Here is a 19,921-nt window from a genome sequence, read left to right as displayed (position 1 = left end):
AAAATATGATCAGGAGTTTAGGAATAGTCGGTTTTATTTACCTGCAAGCCAGTTCAGATCCAGGCGTTTGATGGTAACTTGTGTGGTAGCCCAGTCGAAATAACCGAGGAGCACTTCGTTTTTTGTAAAATGAATAGCTGTGTAGCAAAATGAGCCGGAAGGATTGTCTTCAATATTCTTCAAGTTCTGCCAGGTCTTGCCTTCGTCTTTCGAAATGGCGGTGGTCAGCGGTGTTCTGCGCTCTTTTGTTTTAGGATCTTTTCCGTCGTTGTTGTTCCAAACGAGTAGCAGGTCACCTGTGGATGGAATGCGTGCGATGGAAGCCGGTGAAAGCGGAGAGGCTATCTTGCTTGGCTCAATCGGACTCCACGATTTGCCTTGATCTTTGGAAAACGATAACTGCTGCACGCCGCTGTTGCTACGGATAAACATCATCACGCGGCCGTCTTTCAACGCAATCACACCAGGCTCCTGGGTGATGATTTTCGTGTTGTTGGGAATTTCGGCTGACGAAGTCCAGGTTTTTCCACTATCGTCGGAAAAGTAGCAGTAGATAATTCCCTGGTTTTCGAATGCCCCGCCTTCCCTGGTGTTGTGCAAAGCAACCGGCATGAGCAGACGGCCGTTTTTCAACTGGATCACCCGATTATTATTCAGGACAAAATAGTTGTTCCGATCGGTGATGCAACGCGTTGGTTCACTCCATGTTTTACCTTCATCGGAAGAGGTACGCATATACGGAATACAATCCGTATGCGAGTTCTTTTTGAGATAAAACAAAGCAATTTTGCCATTTTTGAGCCTTAACAGCGAAACAGACATTACATTCATATTGCCTTCCTGTGCCACGATCATTTTGTCCTCCGCAGACCAGGTTTTTCCACCGTATCTGGAATACCGGCCTGCCAGAAAGGCATTTCCGTGATCGTCTGATGAAGTTCCGGTATAATGACTGTACACAAACAGGATGCTACCGTCTTTTAGTGTGACAAAATCCCCTTCGCTATTCCGCGGGTTATTATCCCCTTTGGGCAGTTTTAATGCATAGCTGCCCGCCGGATGGTTTTGAGAAAAAACATTCCCCCCAAACAAGACGGCAACGAAGGTTAGTGTAAAGAAAAATGCCCTGCTTTTATTTTTCATAAGCTTAGATTATTTATAAATCTCATTCAACCTGATCCGAACCACACGTGACTGCGCCAATCCCGCTCCCATTCCGTATCCAAGCAGCACATAATCCTTCACAAAATGAATGGCCGTGTAGCAGAACATTCCTTCCGGATCGTCTTCGATATTTTTCAGGTATTTCCAGGAAAGACCTTCATCTTTGGAGATGGCCAATGTCAGCGGTGTACGTTTTCCTTTAAAATACCCTTCGCCCTTGGCTCCGTTGTTGTTCCAAACCAATAACAGGTCGCCGGTGGATGGTATCCGGGCCATGGACGCCGGAGAGATGGGTGAAGGAATTTTGGAAGGCACGATTGCGGTCCAGGTAACTCCCTGGTCTTTCGAATAAGAATAATACTGATAGCCCCCGTTGGCCCGGATATTCATCAGTATACTTCCATCTTTGAGCTCCGTGACGCCAGGTTCCTGCGTGATCACACTGTCGGGATTGGGAACCGCACTACCCGATTTCCAGGTTATGCCTTTGTCATCGGAATAATAGCACCGTAGCGTACCTCGGTTGTTCCATTTCGTATCGGGTGTTTTGTGCATGGAAACAGGAATCAGTATTCTGCCGGTTTTGAGCTGTCTGACCCGGCTGTTGTTCACAACGAAATAGCCCTTCTGATCATCAATACACACTTTGGGCTCACCCCAGGTCTGTCCCTCATCCGTGGAGATACGCATGATGGGGATACAATCGTCGACCGCATTTTTCCGGGCATAGAATAGCGCAATCTTATCCTTGCCCAGCCTCAGCAGTGACACGGACATGATGTTCATTTTCGCCTCATTTCTGACCAGGATTTTATCGGTCTGTGTCCAGGTTTTCCCACCGTCGGAAGAGTACCGGGCGGCCAGATCGGCAGGGGCGAAATCACTGCCGGATGAGCCGGTGTATTTGGAATAGACAAACATGATCCGCCCATCTTTCAGGGTGATGAAATCGCCTTCGCTGTTTCGGGGATTATTTTCTCCGGATCTGATGTCCAGCACGGTGTACTTCCCCGATAGGATCTGCGCGTAACTCCCCAGGGTTATTAACAACAGCCCTATCAGCAAGCCACCTTTCTTTTTTAAATTTCTCATCACAAAATCTGGTTGTTACTTTTTAGGCGGAAACGCCATGACCATCGGATCCGGGCCTAGTCCTGATTTAATAACCGATACCACTTCCAGCGTCTTCATGTCCACCACATGGATACCGTCCGAATCCTCTGTTTTTACTTTGAGCCTTTCAGAACCATCGGGCATGATCATGGCTTCTTCGGAATCTTCACATCCCACAAAAGCGTAGCGTTCGTCGACTGTCAGTTCCACCCCGATGGCATAATCCCCCACCCGGATTCGTTTGATTTTTTTCCGGCTGGCCACGTCGATAACCGTAAGCGTTCCTTCTTTGACCCAGCCTGCCACCAGTGCTTTTTTGCCATCCGAGGTGAAACGGATGCGCACCGGCATGCCATTGCATGCAAAAGTTTCCATTGGTTTATAGGTCGCCAAATCAACAATGGTGATCGTTCCGGCGGTTTGGTTTCCAGCCCACAGGTATTTGCCATCGGGGGTGAATGCCAGGCCTTCGCAGCCGGGGCCACAGGGTATCTGTGTGATGAGCTTACCCGTTTCCCGGTCAATGACCGATATGTTTTCAGAGGTAATATTGGCTGTAAAAAGCGTTTTGCCATCCGCAGAAACATAAACCATGTGCGATATCTTCCCCCCTGTGGGAATGGCCCGCGTTATTTCATTTGTTTTGGTATCTATCTCAACCACATACCCCGTTTGTCCGGCTGTGAAATACGCATTTCGTCCGTCGGGTGCCATGGCCACGCCATGAATACGGGTATACTGGCCTGTGTTGATTTCCTTTATCTGCTTTTTGTTAACCAGATCAATCACCGAAATGGTGTTGCCGGGCGCTTTGTAACTACTCAAATAAGCAAAACGCTGATCGGGAGTAACCGCAATTTCATGCGGATTGGGACCAGTCCCAATGGTCTCTATCACTTTAAAGGTCTTTGGATTGATAAAAGACAGCGTATTGGAATGCTTGTTGGCAACCAGCAAAACGGGTTTTGCTTTCTGACCATATACAGACGAAAAAATGAACGCAAAAAGCAGCAGCTGCATCATCATTCCAAAGCAGCATTTACTAAGTTGGGGGGTACCGGTCATTTTCCGCAAAATCATATCAGGTCGGTTACGTTTTTTCTTTGGTTTTATACTTTGCCCAGGGCGAAAAGCTTGTTCATGGCCGTGAAACTCATCACCTCCGAAAAATGATAGACACTGGCGACCTGTTTGCCACTTTCCATCACAGGAGTAGGCACCTCCACCACGAAATCGGCAAAATCAGGCGCATTAAACGCGATGTAAGCCAATCGCAGGGAGTCCATCCATTCCTCATATTTTTTAGTTAAATCAGGAAGCACAACCGGGCCCGTATCCGTCTGGTAAAGCTTTTTGGCCCTGTTGATGTTAATCGTTTTACATGGACATTCGATCATTGCGGCCAGTCCGGTCGATTCGTTTCTGATTTCAGTTTGTGTTACAATGGGGACGCCTGATTGGGTGGCCTTGTTGATCTTCTCCCATGTATCCAGTTCCGTAATTACCTGAGCAGCCGGCAAGCGGATAATTGGATCAGCTCCCCACATATTTGCCATGGTTTTGATGCTTCTGTAACCCTTACGTTCATTTACATGCCGGCGGAAAACGAGTACTTTTCCGTCTCCGAAAATGGGCGTAAAGTCGTAGTTGTCTTTGTAGAAAAGGTTTTTGGCTGCAAATGTGTCTTCACTTTTACAGGCTCCCCCCTGGAAGTACGTTATGGATTTGCCTGTTTTAATATCCGTGATGACCGTACGGCTTTCGATCCACATTCTTACGGAGTTCATATCACCGGTGTTACAAATAAACGATTTTCCGTAATCCAGGCACGCAGGAGTTTTTGCCGGGGAACCGTGCTGTTCAAATGTTTCCGCAGAAGAAACAAACGGCGCTGAAGCCACAGCCGCCAATATGCCCGCCTGAAGGAAATTCCTGCGCGAACTTTTATCTTCCGCCGAATCGTGGTTAATCTTTGTCATGAATATGGATGCAGAAAGGGTTAAAGTGTTTGATCAATTCAAATGGTATGCAAACCTCATCCTGACCTTTATTGATACACCCAGTCAAGGTTAAGGCGTCTGATATGGGTGATCGAAAGGCCGGTTCCCTTGGGACGGTTACCCGCACAATAGCTTAATAAAACTTCCTTTTTCCCAACAAAATGAATCGCTGTGTAACAATACCATCCCGAAGGGTCATCCTCAAGAATTTTTTGATGCTGCCAGGTCTTACCCTCATCTTTGGACACGGCAATGTTCAGAGGCGTACGGAGTCCTTTCAGCGGTCCGGTCAATCCATTGTTATTCCAAACCATCAGCAGATCGCCGGTCGATGGAATACGGGCAATGGTAGCCGGTGATACCGGTGATTGAATGGTGGTGATACCGCACGGCCCCCAGCTTTCGCCGTTGTCTTTGGAAAAGGCCTGGTATTGAAATCCGGCGTTGGTCCGGATGATCATCATCAGAACGTTTTTCTTCAAGGCGATCAGTCCAGGCTCCTGGGTGACTACGCCGTCGGGATTAGCCACTTCCGCGCTGGATGTCCAGCTTTTTCCCTGATCATCGGAGCGATAGACATACAACTTCCCCCGTTCGTTGAAATGTACGCCCGCGGGAGTCTGATGCCAGGCAACGGGCATCAGCAGCCGGCCATTTTTCAACTGGATCACTCTGTTGTTGTTCAGTACAAAATAACCCTTTTTGTCGGTAATACAGGTCACAGGTTCACTCCACGTTTCCCCTTCATCCTTTGAAATCCGCATCAAGGGGATACAATCGTCAATTGAATTTTTGCGGGCATAAAAAAGCGCGATCGTCCCGTTTTTCAACCTCAGCAGCGATACAGACATAACGTTCATGCCGGCATCATTCTGAACAATCGTGCGATCCTCCTTGGTCCAGGTTTTGCCTCCGTCGGAAGAATAGCGACCCACGAGATAGGCACCAGCAAAATCACTCGGCGAGGCCCCTGTAAAACGCGTGTAAATAAACAGAATCCGACCATCTTTGAGGGTCACAAAATCCCCTTCACTATTCCTTGGGTTATCCGGGCGCGGTTCCAGTTTCAGTACAAGCTCAGATCCTGCCGACTGCGCATATAAGCTGGACCCCTGTCCCAAAATGGCCAAAAACACGGTAAACAGTATCTTAATGTGCTTCATGTTTTTTTCTGGTTTTGTTAACAACGCGTTCGATTTCTTTGGCCAGACTTGCAGCGATCAGTTCATGTCCCTTGTCGTTTGGATGCACACCATCCGGAATGAGTGTTTCATAGGGTTCACCCGTTTTCTTCTGATAGTCCAAAAATCCCATGTAATTATCGACAAAGCCGGTATGGTACTTTCTCGACAACTTTTTCAATACTTTTCGGTAAAGCAACAACCTGTCATTCTGTATTCCGCCCGATTGCCCCGACATGATATTGGGCACGATCAGGATAATTTCACTTCCCTGCGCCTTTAAGGTCTTGATCATGTAGGTGAGATTGTCCCTGAATTTATCCAGAGGAATTCGGGAGGGGCCGTCCTTCACCTTGCTATCAATGTAAGCGTCATTGGTTCCGAAGCCGAATGTTACGAGGTCGGGCTTGTGTGCCAGGACATCCGTTTCAAACCGGTCGAGGGCATGTTTGATCTTAAAAAGCGGATGATCGGCAAACCGTCCCGTATGACTGCCCCCTACACCGGAATTGATCACATGGGCGCTGATTCCCTTTTCCGCCAGCAGAGCAGGAAGTCGTTGGGCATACACCTGCTGTATCCCTTTCCGCTCGGCAGTAATGGAATTACCGAAGGTCACGATCTTCAACCGTATACTGTCCCTTAGGATTTCCCGCTCATAGCCTGCGCCACTGGTATCAGTGCGTGCCTGCAGCAGTAAACCGACTACCAGCGAAAGGAAAATCATTACAAATTGTTTGGAAAACCTGAACATCGAAGCTTACATTTTATCAATAAAAATCCTTTTCCATTAGCTTCATTCTCAAATCGCCTTGCATGGTCGTAACCCAGAGTTCTCCCGGTTTCACTTCAAAAATATAGGGATATGAAATCCAGGCCTTGGTTGTATCCTTATTCTGCACCAAATACGACTTGGCAATGACTTTTGGCTTACTCCATGTTTTGCCATCGTTGTCCGAAAAAGCAATGGAAAGTTCCTCCCGGTGGTTGCTGGCGGCTACCTCAGAAAACTGGTTGTCGCCGCCTCTTAGCGGGTACGTATCCTTCCCATCCGGGAAACGCCGGTTCCAGATCAATACAAGTTTTCCGCTAGCGAGCCTTTTCAATTGTCCGGGGGCAGAGCTTGCTGCAATGCCGGTGGGTTTTATCTCCTTCCAGGAAAGGCCTTCATCATCGGAAAAAGCCTCCCAGAAAGTTCCCCAATTGGTACGCATCAGCTGCCAGATGCGCCCGTTGTTCAACTGAGCAATGGTCGATTCGGTTACCCCGCTATGATGCCCTATTCCCCCGAGATCAATCACATTGGAACGTTCCCAGGTTCTGCCATCATCTCTGGTGGTGTACGTGAGCACGGTGTGATGACCAGGATTGTGCCGCATCATCATTGACGTAAAAATGACGTTTCCGTTCCGGGTTTCGATCATGGTACGGATGGCGCCTGTATGCTCATTATGGCGTTTTTGAATATCCTGCCAGGTTTTACCTCCATCCAGGCTGCGCATGGTGTAGGTAGGCAAGGTAGCTCCGGGCGAATCCGAGGTTTCGGCATTCCAGTTCCAGTTGGCCCTTTCGGCCAGGTTCAGAAAGGCGAAGATGATGACTCCGCTGCGGGTGGTGATCATGGCACGCTCACCGGAGATGTCGAACTTGCCAGGCGTATCGAATAGCTCGTATTTATCCCACGTTTTCCCTTCGTCTTTACTGATCAGGCTTTTGGAGCCATCAATAGCCACAATGTGTCCCTCCTTGTTTCGCACGAAAGGCCCTAAAACCTGGCCTTTCATTTCAATGGTGTTTTTGGGGATCCATGCGCCCGAAGCGGTGATCTGTCCGTTTTGTTCATTAAAAACCGGCGCAGTTTGTGCCGACACAAGTGTACCGGCACAAATCCAAAAACAAATAAACCAAACAGAATTCCTGAATTTCGACCTGTATGACATAGCAGAAAGATTAGTGATTGATAACGCCTGTAACCGCTGCCATGCGATCCAGTATTTCCTGAACATCCTTGTCCTGCCAGGGGTTATTACCAAGTCCCAGTGGCGGATTGGGAATGCCTATATCGATACCGTGCTTAAGTATCATTGCCTTCTGGAAAAACGTCCAGACGTTGGGTAACACAAAATTGATGATCTCCTGAAAGGCCAGCATAAAGCGATTGCCCAGGTCAAAATTACCGGCAATAAACTCCTTGCGAACGTAGCGGCATTCTTCTCCCCACAAGTTGAAGAAACTACCAATGGCGCCCACCGTGCCGCACAGCGTGGCGTGGCAATAGAGTTCGTCGGCACCGCTGAAAAGAATAAGGTCATCACCCGCCAGAATGTGCATAAGACTGATCTCATACAGGTTTTGGGTGGTAAGTTTCATGCCTTTGATATTGGGCAAGGTTAGTATCTGATCGATATAATATCGTGCATCGCCACCAAAAATGCTCTGATTTCCTACATGATAGGGAAAAAACGGAATGTCAATGGATGAACTGATTGCGCGGTAATGTGCCAGTGAATTATTTACTCCTCCCTGATAGTAAATGGGTGCCACGGTGGAAATACCATAAACCCCGGCCTGCTGAGCAGCTTGTGCAAGCCTGATCGACTCCCTGGTGTTCAACGAGCCCACCTGAGCAATGACGGGCAACTTGGTGCCTGCTACTTCCATTACTTTTTGGGTGACCGCAACTCTTTGCTGTTCTGTAAAAAGCACACCCTGGCCTGTTGATCCCAGTATATACAAGCCGTCCAGTTGCTGATCCACACAGAGCTGTACTATTTTTTCAAGTTGTCCAAATTCAGGGGCGCCGTCCTGATCTACAGGCGTTAGCAATGCGGGCCATAGACCTCCTATTTCCATTATATGTTGTGTTTTAAATTGTTAAATGGGTAAAAAGTGAAATGTGAGAAGTGAACAGTAAAATGTTGTGATTGCCTAGTATAGGTTGCCTTCAGTTTAAAATTATGAATAAAGTTTAAAATTGAATTATACATTGATCTGGATTGTGATTTTTAGATTCTGATGCAGTCCAGATTTTGAGTTTAGGCCTTTCAGAGTCTTTACGTTCTTTGATTTTTTGTTCAAACGCGATCGGTGTAGCACCGTCTAGGGCTGAATGCGGTTTTTGGTTGTTATAAGTCTCAACAGCTCGTTTAACTTCTGTTTTTAGCATTTGAAAGCTTGTAATATTCCAATGAATCAGATACTGATTTTTGATGGTTCCGTTGACCCGTTCTATATGCGCGTTTTCATAGACAATGTTGCACATGCTGATACGAATTTTGTGCTCTTTCAGTAGATCAGTGTAGACGTCGCTGATGTATTGTCCCCCCCGATCCGAGTGGTGTATCAGTTTGTGCTCATAGCTGTGTAAACCCCTTATAGTCAGAGCCATTTTCAGAGCGGCGACATTGTTTGCAGCTCTCATGTTATCTGCAACAGAATAACCGACAATCAATCTGGAATACACATCCATGATTAAAACAATATAACAGTCTTTATTGTCGACTTTAAAGTACGTTAAATCGCTAGTCCACAGTTGATTAATATTATCAAGCTCTTTATCTACCAGCAGGTTCTGGTAACGGCTGTATGGACTGGAAAAGGTTGTTCGGGTTTTGTTCCGAAACACTTTCACCCTGAATCCATAGTAAATGCCGATACTGATGAAAGCATCTCTGCCAATACCTTCGGGCTGACAAAGTTCATAGATAGTTCGAATACCCATAGCTGGGTGAATCTCGCGTACCTGCATGATCAGCCCTACTACCAGCTCTTCCTGGTTTTGCCAGTGAATCTCTCGCTGCAAGGACTTATAGTGCCCTTGCTTACTGATCTGGCAATGAGTATACAAGCCGCTCATCGAATACATGTGGTTACTTAAATTCATACGAAAGTGCTCTAAGGTCCAGGATTGAAACTTTTTTTTAGATCGACATCCAGTTCCTTAGAGGCGATCTCAATGAGCTTATCCTGATAATCGATAATCATTTGTTTTTGACCAATTGCACGTTCCAATTCAGCAATTTTACCCTGCAACTCAACAAGTTTAACAGCTTCGCTATCTTTTTGTACAACCATGATAGTTCCCTTTTTGTGATCAGGAGAATATTTATAAATCCATTTGTATACGGTATTCTGGCTTACTGACCACAATTTAGAAAAAGACAGAATGCTGATCTCACCAGCCGAAATTTGCGCTACCTTTTCGCGTTTGAACTCTTCACTAAACACACGATATGGACGAATATTCAGTTTTGTACTTTTTTTAGTTTTTAATTTCGAATTGCTCATGTTAAAATTACCGTTTAAGGGCAACCTATGTTAGGCAATCACATGTGGAATGATTAACGGATTTGATAGGATTGATATGTATGAATGTTGGAATTGTTAAATGTCTCAATGGTTTACGGTTAGTGCTTTACATACCGATGGGCATTGCGGTCATGGCATCATTCAAAATTCACTCAGCCATCTTACATTTCACATTTCACATTTTACATCTCACATCTTACATCTTACATCTCACCAAAAAAATCAATACCCCGGATTCTGCTTCACTTTGTTTTCAAGACTCAGTGTATTGGCAGAGATCGGGAATAAGAGCAAATACGGTTTGTCGGCTCTGGACTGAAGAGACGGTACCTTTACAAAAGCCTGACCAAATCGCACCAGATCCCACCAGCGTTTTCCTTCCAGTCCCAACTCCAGCAAACGCTCCTTAAGAATCACTTCATCGTTGGCCGCCTTCGTTCCGTTGACAAATGGATGAGCAGCCACGGCGGCTCCATAAGCACGTGTTCTCACTTGTACAATTTCAGCCGTAGGATCCTGGCCCAGGGCATTTTTCGCCTCGGCAATCATGAGCAATACATCTGCGTATCTGTAAATAATGTAATCACTGAGAAATAAGCGGAGGCCCGCATTGATGCCACCTTTGAATTTTGACTGAAAGGCACCGTAGAATGTCCGCGTGCCCGATGCTGCGGTATAGATTTCCGTAAAAGTCACATTCTTTCGGGTATCATCGGCCGTAAACTGGTTCCGAAACACGCCGGTAGGTGCCCAGAAGTTATTACCGTTCGCCACGCCCAGCGCCGCCGAAGTGGCTGCATCGATGTCGTTCGGAACAAAAGCAGCGGAGAAATACATACTTGCAAAATCATTATCAGTGACCTCGTTCTGCTGGAACCGGACCGAGAGTAAAATTTCCTTGTTGCCTTTATTGGTATAATCAAAAACACTTGCATAACTATCCAAAAGCGTTACATCCGCCGTTTTTACCTCATTTAGCGCAGCAAGTGCAGTTGTAAAGTCAGCATTTCCACCGTTCAGAACCTTTCCTGTCCATAAATATACGTCCGCTTTGAGTGCATTGAGGGAGGGTTTTGACCACACGTAGCGCCCCGCAGGGATGCTGTTGCCCGGAAACAACGCCATGGCTTTATCGATATCATCCTTGATCTGCTTGAAAATATTTTCTCTGGAAGTCCTTTCCTTCTGAATAGACTCGGAAGTGAAGCCCTCTGTGGGTTCGGTCACCAATGGCAGATCCCCCCAGGTTTTGGTCATTGTAAAGTACACGAAAGCCCGCATGGCATAGGCCTGCGCAAGAATTTCGTTTCTGGACGCTTCGGTGGTAAATGTTATTCCCGGCACATACTTCAAAAGCAGGTTGGCCTGATGCACGATGGTATACATGCCCTGCCACTCCGGCCCTGCCGTTGTAGCGTCGAGCGTGTTGAGATAATAGCGCTCCCGTCCATCGAGGCCCTGTACACCTGCACCCACTGTTTCACTACGGCCTTCACCCCAGAGAAAGAGGTTTCGGCTCGCCTGGGTACGGAGATTTACAAACATTCCATACATACCACCTCTCGCATCGTCTTCGGTTTTCCAGAAGGAAGCATTCCCAATGACGCTCGTCGGCAGCAGTTCAAGATTTTGGGTACAAGCGCTGAGTAACAGATTTGCCACAGCAGCAAAAAATAGAATCCTATATGTCTTTTTCATAATTTCTGATGATTAAAGAGAAACATTTACACCCAGGATGATTGTACGCGGAATGGGGTACCGGCCCCGGTCGGTGCCTCCATCTTCGGGGTTCAGACCTTCGTATTTGGTAAAATAATGAAGATTATTGGCTGTCACATTGAATCGCAGACCACTGATCTTCGCCTTTGAAAGCAGTGTTTTGGGCAAGGCGTAGCTGAGTGTCAATTCCCTTACAGCCAGAAAATCCCCCTTTTCGTAGTATCGCGAATTACCACCGTTCACGCCCGCACCACCTCTGAAAAGGTTGTTTTGGGCATTCTGATCGGCCCAATAATATTTGGGAACATCCGTGATATCGCCCTGTTGCTTCCAGGATTTCAACACTTCCTTGCTCAGGCCCACATCACCCTGAAACTGACCGACCATCTGTGCACGTGGATAATTGTATATCACATGCCCTGTTGTGTAATCCATGCGCAGGAAAAGGTTGATTCCTTTGTAGGTCAATGAATTACTGAATCCACCTGTCCAGGCCGGATACGGATTACCCACATAAACCCGGTCGGTACCGTCGATAATGCCATTGCCATCCACATCCTGCCAGATCACATCCCCGCCATATTTGGTTTTGTTGGCCCTGGATATCAGGTTATCCACTGGTGCTTTTGCAGCTTCCTCATCGGTTGCATAAATACCCAGCTGCTTGTAGGAATACATGTCCCCCACGCGACCGCCTTCCTGAAGACCTGCCTTCCAGGCAAGCGCGCCCACGGTCGGATCCCAAACCTGCACACCTCCTACCCGGTTGTTGACCTGGCCGTTGTAGGGCAGTGTAAGGATCTTCTGTCTGGTTTTGGCTGCATTGAACGACACGTCCCAGCTCAATGCAGATGACGGAGGTAATACCCGCGCACTCAGCTCAAGCTCAACCCCCTTGTTTTCAAGGCTTCCCAGGTTGGTTCGGATACTGGAAAAACCAGTTGAAAGCGGCAAGGTAAGGTCGGTGAGCAGATTGTCGGTGACACGACGGTAATAGTCAAAAAGAATATTGATACGGTTACTGAAAAGTCCTATGTCTGCTCCCAAATCCAGGGTTTTAGACCGCTCCCAGCGAAGATCCGAATTGGCGAGTACTGTATTGGTCACGGCCGCATTGGTAGCATACTGCGAACCAACACTGTATTGTCCCTGTGACTGGAAATCTGAAAGACCACTGATATTTCCATTCACACCGTAGCTGGCCCGCAACTTGAGACGCAACAGGTTTTCGGGCAGCGCCGTCCAGAATTGCTCCTTATGAACATTCCAGCCCACCGACACACCGGGGAAAAAGCCCCACTGATGGTTAGCTCCCAGATTGGACGCTCCATCATAACGGGCACTCAAGGAAACCAGATACTTCTGATCAAAGTTGTAATTGATATTTGAAAAATAGCCCACCAGAGCCTGCTGGCTTTCAAATCCCCCCACAGCCACAGGAACGGCAGCTGAATTTAGTGTAGGTATGAGATCCGTGGATGCTCCCTGCCCCGAGGCGGTGAGCCCGGTGGTGTCCCGCTTAAAGTAGGACAGCCCGACCTTCGCTTCCAGATTATGCTTTCCATCGAACGTTTTGGCATAATTGAGTATCATATCCGCCTGGTACTGGGTGCGTGAAAGATAGGAGCCACTGGAGTTTCGTGTAGCTACATAGGTGGCAGGCCCATTGAAATAAGCCTCCTGGAATGACCTGTTACTACCATCCGATTTGAAAATGGATAATTGTGGTGCAAACGAGAGGCCAGGCAAAATATCCCAGTTGGCGCCAATGGCCAGCGACAGATTTTGCAAGTTTCTTTTGCCTTTTAGTTTATTCAAATGATATTCCGGATTACCGATGGATTGTCCCTGACCCGGCGCCAGTGTACCATCTTCATATTTATACTTGGTAGTAGGCGCTACATCGATGGATCTTTCGAAAAGACTGTTGTCGGAAAACACCTGGTTGTTTCCGGAAGTGGAGAACATCATTCTCGAATAAAAGCGCAGCTTATCGGTGGCATACAAATCGCCGTTCATATCGAACGTAAGGCGGTTGTACTTGGTGGTGATCGCAATACCCTGCGCATCCATGTAGCCTACACCGGCACTGAAAGTCGCCTTTTCGTTTCCTCCTGAGAGTGAGACGTGGTGATTTTGGGTAATACCGGTCCGGAATAGTACATCCTGAAAATCAGTCCCCTTAAAAATGATGGTTTTGGTCGGGTCAAGGGGATCTGGCATGCTCTCCCAGCCTTCGCTGAGCTTGTATTCATTTTGAGGATTTAGATACTGCGTTGTGTAGGGCGAAGTTTTGGTAAGATCATTACCTGTACCATAACCCGCTTTTCCCGACAGGTTGGTGAGGTAAGCCGTATTGCCGGTTACTTTGGATGTAGCCTGAACCCCCAGTCGCTGGTAGGTAATGTAATCCCGGGCCGAAACCAGGTCGTATCCCTTACCTATATTTGAAAATGCTACGTTATACTGGTAAGACACTTTCAGTTTTCCGGCCTTTCCCGATTTGGTGGTGATGATGACAACCCCGTTGGAGGCGCGTGCTCCATAAATGGCGGTGGAAGCGGCATCCTTTAATACCTGCATCGACTCTATCTCTTCCGAGCTGATGTCATTCATGTTGGGCCTGATCACACCGTCCACAATGTACAGCGGCGCCGAACCGTTCGGATTGTTGATGGATGTTCCGCCACGTAGTACAATACGAGGCGCAGCACCCGGCTGTCCGGAAGTACTTTGAACCCTTAATCCTGCAATACTACCTTGAAGCGCGGAAGCCGGGTTGGTAAATGGAACATTCTCCAGTACCTTATTATCAAGCTTGGAGATGGCAGACGTCACGTTTTCCCGAGACTGCCTGCCGTAACCAACCACCAGTACCTCGTTCAGATTCTTGAGCTCTGGTTGCAGCGTCACGTTGATTTCAGACTGGGCTCCCACAAGAATTTCACCTGTGGTGTAGCCTACAAAGCTGAACACCAGCCGCTGTCCCGACTGTGCCGCAATGGTGTAACGTCCATCCCCATCGGTATTCACCCCCACCTGAGTGCCTTTCACAATCACGGTTACAAAGGGCATGGGAAGATCATTATCCCCCGACTTGACGACCCCTTTGATCGTTTGTTGAGCAACCACATTCGTGCATAACAAACCCAGAAGAATAATGATTGGCAAATAAAACTTTCGCATTGTTTTCATGTAGATAAAAGTTTAAATCATAACAGCTTTATACTTTACTATGCTTGTTGCGGCAAATATTCTAATGTAATTTCATTTGTAGGACAAATGTAATCATCATATTTTATTATCAAAATATTTGTATGAAAAAATATATTTAAGCGACGAAGGGCTTCTTATTCGCATTCCGTTGCGCTACATTTGTGCAAAAATTTGATCATGACCGAAGCCAGATCCAGCACACTTGAACCACTTGAAAGCCTGTCGATGACCGACAGGGTGGAGAATATATTACGGGAATACTTCACTGATAACGCCTTTAAGCCAGGAGATTCGCTCCCCAATGAACTCGAAATGGCGCAGAAGCTGAACGTGAGCCGCAATGTGGTACGAGAGGCGCTAAGCCGCCTTCGTATGCTGGGAATGATCGAGGCACGGCCACGGAGAGGCATGATCATGGCCCAGCCCGATCTGCTGGCCGGTATGGAGAAGGTGCTGAATCCCTTTCTATTGAGTCAGGATAACCTCAAGGATATTTTTGAGCTGCGGCTTATTCTGGAAATGGGTATTTCAGAGTTTTTGTTTGCCCGTAAAACGGATAAGGACCTGGATGAACTTGAGGCGATTGTGAATAAACAAAAGCACCCTACCCTGGTTTCCAAGGAGGAAGAGATCCTCTTTCATGGAAAACTGTATGAAATGACCGGCAACGACACATTTAACCGATTCCAGACGTTGCTCATGCCCACCTTTCAGCACGTGTTTACAGGATTTTACGATAAAGGTGTAAAAGTGGAGATTGAACATCCTGTCACACACCGAGACCTGTTCCTGCTTTTGAAAAACGGAACCCAGGAAGATTTTCGTAAAGGGATGTACACACACCTTGCGGTGTATTTTGCAACGATCAAGGATCGGTAAGGGGGATTCTCGATGGGGTTCCCTAAGTTCGTCACACCATTTAAGTTACTCAAATATCCCATTCATCTCCGTCAAAACAATCGGTGCTTTGTCGGTTACGATGATGGTATGTTCATGCTGGGCCATAAATCCGCCTTTGTTTCCTACCATTGTCCAGCCATCGCTGAGTTGATCTGCGTAGGATGAAGTGGTGGAGATAAAGGTTTCTATCGCTACGACTGAATTTTTCTTGAATCGCCTGAGATCAGATTTATTCTTATAATTCAGCAATTCATCCGGCTGTTCGTGAAGGCCTCTGCCGATGCCGTGTCCTGCCAGATTTCTGATCACTTTGAAACCGCGTTTTTTAGCTTCAGATTCCATTAAATGACCAATATCTGCAATCTTAACCCCTCCCTTGATATTGCTGATGGTCTTCTTCAAAATCTCCCTCGAAGCGTTGACCAGTTTTTGATGCTGGTTAGTATCCGGCCCCAGCACAAACGAGCCACCATTGTCCGCCCAAAAACCATTCAGCTCAGCCGACACATCAATATTGATAAGATCACCTTCTTGCAGTTTTCTTTTGGAAGGAACCCCATGGCAGAATTCATTATTCACACTGATACAAGTCCATCCGGGAAACCCATAAGTGGAACGAGGGGCGGATTTCGCGCCAAACGCTGACAATATCGACGCACCAAACGCATCCAGCTCCTTCGTGGTCATACCTGGCTGCGCGTACTGTGTCATTTTCTTTAATGTAAGGGCTACCGCCTCACTTGCCTGCCGCATACCTGCGTAATCCGACTCTTTTGAAATAGACATAAACTGTATTGTAATGTTGAGCAGTGGTAAAAGTCTTGCCAGTTAACCGGTAATACCGTCATTTAATTTCACAAAAATATGATTTTAATTCGTCCGCCTGGCCGATGAAAAGTTGCTGTTGTTCATGTTCACAAAAGCGCCTAAGATAAAAAGCTACCATTCAAACCCTTAGACATGGTGGTAGCAGTCATACAAACGAACGGGAAAATACCGGAAATGAGTAACCTTCGATACTTTTTGCTTTTCATGATAAACCGACCTCAATTAAAATACAATGGTTCCTCATCAGCAAAAATTTTTTCAACTGGCTGTTAAACCTATGACCGTGCATTCGCTCTAAGCCAGCAATGACGTTTCAGGAGGTTGCCAAGGAACATTTTCTTAAACTGCCATTTCTTGCCATTATAATACCTGTTTTCAGTTTTTCCAACCCCTTTTGATGGGCATAAATATTTACCTCCAATATCAGAAACTCGTCGCCTTTACAGCAGCATTTCTACTGCTGATGGGTGCTCATGGATATGGACAGGTGAAAGGACAGATTAGCGGTAGCATTATCGACGGTACCTCCAAAAAGCCTGTAGAATATGCCACCGTTACCTTACGTGACAAAGCAGGGAAAATCTATGACGGTGCCACCTGTGACGCGCAGGGAGTTTTCCTGGTTCAGCAGATTGTGGCGGGAGATTATGAGTTATCATCAAGTTTTATCGGATATCAAACCAAAGCGCAAGAAGTAGTAATCACAACCCGGTCAAGCACTATAAACCTGGGACAAATCGAACTTTTACCCGATAACAAATCCCTGGATGAAGTGGTGATCAAAGCCGCCAAGCCGATGGTCGAAGAGACGGACGACGGTTATGTGTACAACGCAGAAAACGACCTCAGTGCAGCAGGGGGCACGGCCGCCGACCTGATGAAAAATGTCCCCGGGCTGTCGGTAGACATGGATGGAAACCTGGAAATGCAGGGAACCGCCAAGATAAAAATACTGATCGATGGCAAACCCTCTGCCATCATGGCCGGAAATATTGCCGAAGCCCTCCAGCAGATCCCGGCCAACATGATCCAGAAAGTAGAAGTGATCAACACGCCCTCGGCCAAATATAGCGCAGAAGGCGCAGGCGGAGTGATCAATATCATCACCAAGAAAAATACAAATCTGGAAGGTTATCGTGGTGGCGTGAGCGCAACAGGGGGAAACAGAACCAGCAACCTGAACGCCAACTTTACGAGCCGCATAGGCAAACTCGGGCTAAGGAGCAGCCTGGGCGGTAACATCAACAGGAATTTTGGCAACGGAGAAAATGAACAGATATACTACGCACAACGCCAGGCTGCGCAAACAAGCAAATACCAAAGCAACGGACAGGGGTTTAATGGCATGATCGGTGGCGATTTTGATTTTGACGACAAGAACAATCTGAGCGCAACCGTACGCCTGAGCAAGTACCAGGGAACCAACGACCGTTTTAACAGAACGCTTGTAACTTCCACACTGCCGGAAAATTTCGGCAGTACGATTTCCAACGACCGTAACACAACGGCCAGCAAAAGTGCATCGGGTAACGCGGACGTAAACCTTGACTACACGAAGAAGTTCAAAACGAAAGGTCAGGAGCTGAATGTGCTCATGCTGTACAGTGTGAATGATCGAGAAGGAGAGAATTACACGGTGCGGGAGAATATGGAGGACGTTGTAAACCAGCGGCTGCAAAACAACAATGATGCGTCGATCAGAGAAATCACTTTTCAGGGAGATTATGCCCATCCCTTTAAAAAATGGGGTAAACTGGAAGTAGGGACCAAAGCTATTTTACGGGCCAACATCAGCAATTACCAATTGATGACCGCCCCCTCATCCGAAGCGGAACTGGTTATTGACGCACGCCGGACCAATGTATTCACCTACGACCAGGATGTGTATTCCACCTATCTGAGTTACAGCCTGACACTGAAAAAGAAACTTACCTTCCGGCTCGGCGGTCGTTACGAGTACACCCATATTTTTGCCGATTTTGTAACCAACGACACCACCCTCAAGAAACCGTACCGGACCTTGATGCCAAACTTTACGACATCTTTACGGATGAAAAGGGATCAGCGCATATCCATAAATTATTCCTCTCAGATTTTCCGGGCCCAGATTGAGTATCTGAATCCCTACCTGGACGATTCCAATGAGAGAAATATCCGCGTAGGCAATCCCAATTTGCGCCCCGAACTTACACACAACATTCAGCTCTCTTACAGCAAGTATCATAAAAGCAACAGCCTGATCGGTTCCTTTTATTGGCGCCAGACCAACGACGACATTGGACAGTACCGCACCTCCAACCGGGTACGTAGCCGCATCGCCGACGATGACGACAACGTCGCCAATGACTCCATCGATGCTATCACCACCACTTGGCTTAACCTGGGCAGCAATATTACCTATGGCACCAACCTTTCGCTGTCGGGCCGCATTCAGAAGGTGGCTCAAATCGGCGCCAATTTCAGCTTTTATTACAATGAAATAAATGGTTACACGTACAGCAGCGTTTACAAGCAAGGTGTGGCGGTCTCCAGAGGTGGGTGGATGTATAGCTTTAAATTGAATGCAGGCTTTAAAACCCCAAAAACTTTCAAAGGGCCATTCAGGGACATGAACGCCCAGCTAACGTCGTCGTTCACTTCCCCCCGCATCAATCTTCAGGGAAAAAGCTCATCGTTTCAGCAGTACAACATCAGCCTGAGAAAGGACTTCGTTGTGAATCAGGCTAGCAAGGACCGGGTGAGTCTGAATTTCAGTATTGAGAATTTTTTCAACAAAGGCAACCGGATCCGTTCCACTACGGTCACAGATCAGTTTGCTTCTACCAGTATTCAAAACCACTACAACCGCATTTATCGGATAGGGCTCACCTACAATTTCAGCCGTATGGAATACAAGATCCGCGCTGAAAAGGAAAGGAAGACCATCATCAATGACGATCGCCAAAAAGGGGATATCGGCGAGGTGAAGGATATCAAAGTGGAGGGTACGGATAGCGGCAAGAGTGCTCCCGGGAAAGGTAATGCTAAGAAAAAGACAAACTAGTTAATATGTAACCAAATTTAACTTGCAAAACCCTGAGGCCCGGCCTATTCGTTTGTTAAACCCGGAAATTGGAGGCATCAAATTATGACTTTATTCTGCCGGCTGTAAACATCCGGCTACCAAAATTGCTTTCCTCCGGATTTAAAGGCGCACTTTCCAGCATTCCACAGTTCATTATCAAACTGTAATTTCCACCGAAACCCGGCTTTTGCCACAAATGCTTCTGACAGGCCTATGGCCGTTTGAGAGCTGATACATTGGTTATCTTACAGTAGTTGATCTAATGGGCGCATTCCTATTTTATTCGTAGCTTCATACATTTAACAAGGTCATTTTGTCTAAAGAAAAACACCTAACAGCACAGGTCTTTTTTAACACAGTCCTCCCGTACTGATTCTTTCATTTGCCGGATATCCTATCTGGGAGTAAAAGATTGCCATATAAACCCT

The 19,921-nt window shown here is 47.0% G+C and carries 15 protein-coding genes; 2 read left to right on the top strand and 13 right to left on the bottom strand.

The genetic code is table 11. From position 1 onward, the window contains the following. Positions 1 to 33: 33 nt before the first annotated feature. From DYADSP32_RS28215 to DYADSP32_RS28160, 12 genes are all read right to left on the bottom strand, one after another. Positions 34 to 1,143, bottom strand: coding sequence for a sialidase family protein (locus DYADSP32_RS28215; RefSeq protein ID WP_149239632.1), 1,110 nt, complete (start codon positions 1,141 to 1,143; stop codon positions 34 to 36). A gap of 9 nt (positions 1,144 to 1,152) precedes the next feature. Beyond that, positions 1,153 to 2,256: a sialidase family protein gene (locus DYADSP32_RS28210; protein WP_149239633.1), complete on the bottom strand. Its 1,104-nt coding sequence runs from the start codon at positions 2,254 to 2,256 to the stop codon at positions 1,153 to 1,155. A gap of 15 nt (positions 2,257 to 2,271) precedes the next feature. Continuing rightward, complete coding sequence (locus DYADSP32_RS28205; RefSeq protein ID WP_414618124.1) at positions 2,272 to 3,303, bottom strand: cytochrome D1 domain-containing protein; 1,032 nt, start codon at positions 3,301 to 3,303, stop codon at positions 2,272 to 2,274. A gap of 83 nt (positions 3,304 to 3,386) precedes the next feature. Then, complete coding sequence (locus DYADSP32_RS28200) at positions 3,387 to 4,256, bottom strand: hypothetical protein (RefSeq protein ID WP_149239635.1); 870 nt, start codon at positions 4,254 to 4,256, stop codon at positions 3,387 to 3,389. A gap of 68 nt (positions 4,257 to 4,324) precedes the next feature. Continuing rightward, positions 4,325 to 5,440 (bottom strand): sialidase family protein, encoded by a 1,116-nt coding sequence (locus DYADSP32_RS28195; RefSeq protein WP_149239636.1) that lies wholly within the window; start codon positions 5,438 to 5,440, stop codon positions 4,325 to 4,327. After that, on the bottom strand, positions 5,427 to 6,185 hold the full coding sequence (locus tag DYADSP32_RS28190) for an SGNH/GDSL hydrolase family protein (protein ID WP_414618123.1): 759 nt from the start codon (positions 6,183 to 6,185) through the stop codon (positions 5,427 to 5,429). The genes DYADSP32_RS28195 and DYADSP32_RS28190 overlap by 14 nt, the downstream gene beginning before the upstream one ends. A 43-nt stretch (positions 6,186 to 6,228) precedes the next feature. Then, positions 6,229 to 7,398, bottom strand: a complete 1,170-nt coding sequence (locus DYADSP32_RS28185; protein WP_149239638.1) for a sialidase family protein — start codon at positions 7,396 to 7,398, stop codon at positions 6,229 to 6,231. 10 nt (positions 7,399 to 7,408) lie between these two features. Beyond that, positions 7,409 to 8,311 (bottom strand): dihydrodipicolinate synthase family protein, encoded by a 903-nt coding sequence (locus DYADSP32_RS28180; protein WP_149239639.1) that lies wholly within the window; start codon positions 8,309 to 8,311, stop codon positions 7,409 to 7,411. A 115-nt stretch (positions 8,312 to 8,426) separates the two neighbouring features. Then, positions 8,427 to 9,341 carry an IS3 family transposase gene (locus DYADSP32_RS28175; protein ID WP_149239640.1) on the bottom strand — a complete coding sequence of 305 codons (915 nt, stop codon included), beginning with the start codon at positions 9,339 to 9,341 and terminating at the stop codon, positions 8,427 to 8,429. Between the two features lie 11 nt (positions 9,342 to 9,352). Next, complete coding sequence (locus tag DYADSP32_RS28170; protein ID WP_149239641.1) at positions 9,353 to 9,745, bottom strand: transposase; 393 nt, start codon at positions 9,743 to 9,745, stop codon at positions 9,353 to 9,355. Positions 9,746 to 9,988: 243 nt separating this feature from the next. Then, complete coding sequence (locus DYADSP32_RS28165) at positions 9,989 to 11,464, bottom strand: RagB/SusD family nutrient uptake outer membrane protein (RefSeq protein ID WP_149239642.1); 1,476 nt, start codon at positions 11,462 to 11,464, stop codon at positions 9,989 to 9,991. Between the two features lie 12 nt (positions 11,465 to 11,476). Continuing rightward, a complete protein-coding gene (locus DYADSP32_RS28160; protein WP_149239643.1) occupies positions 11,477 to 14,680 on the bottom strand; it encodes a SusC/RagA family TonB-linked outer membrane protein in 3,204 nt (1,067 codons plus the stop codon). A gap of 198 nt (positions 14,681 to 14,878) precedes the next feature. On the opposite strand from DYADSP32_RS28160, the gene DYADSP32_RS28155 reads away from it, so the two are divergent. Next, positions 14,879 to 15,580 carry a FadR/GntR family transcriptional regulator gene (locus DYADSP32_RS28155; RefSeq protein ID WP_149239644.1) on the top strand — a complete coding sequence of 234 codons (702 nt, stop codon included), beginning with the start codon at positions 14,879 to 14,881 and terminating at the stop codon, positions 15,578 to 15,580. 45 nt (positions 15,581 to 15,625) lie between these two features. Here the strand turns inward: DYADSP32_RS28155 and map are convergent, their stop codons facing one another. Further along, entirely contained in the window at positions 15,626 to 16,387 is a 762-nt protein-coding gene (map, locus tag DYADSP32_RS28150) for a type I methionyl aminopeptidase (protein WP_149239645.1), read from the bottom strand. Between the two features lie 439 nt (positions 16,388 to 16,826). On the opposite strand from map, the gene DYADSP32_RS28145 reads away from it, so the two are divergent. Further along, positions 16,827 to 19,472, top strand: coding sequence for a TonB-dependent receptor domain-containing protein (locus DYADSP32_RS28145; RefSeq protein ID WP_149239646.1), 2,646 nt, complete (start codon positions 16,827 to 16,829; stop codon positions 19,470 to 19,472). Positions 19,473 to 19,921: the final 449 nt, after the last annotated feature.

It is taken from the genome of Dyadobacter sp. 32, assembly GCF_902506755.1.
Taxonomy (GTDB): Bacteria; Bacteroidota; Bacteroidia; order Cytophagales; family Spirosomataceae; genus Dyadobacter.
Note: the sequence above shows the minus strand (reverse complement) of the source record. Positions and strands in the feature narration are given on the sequence as shown.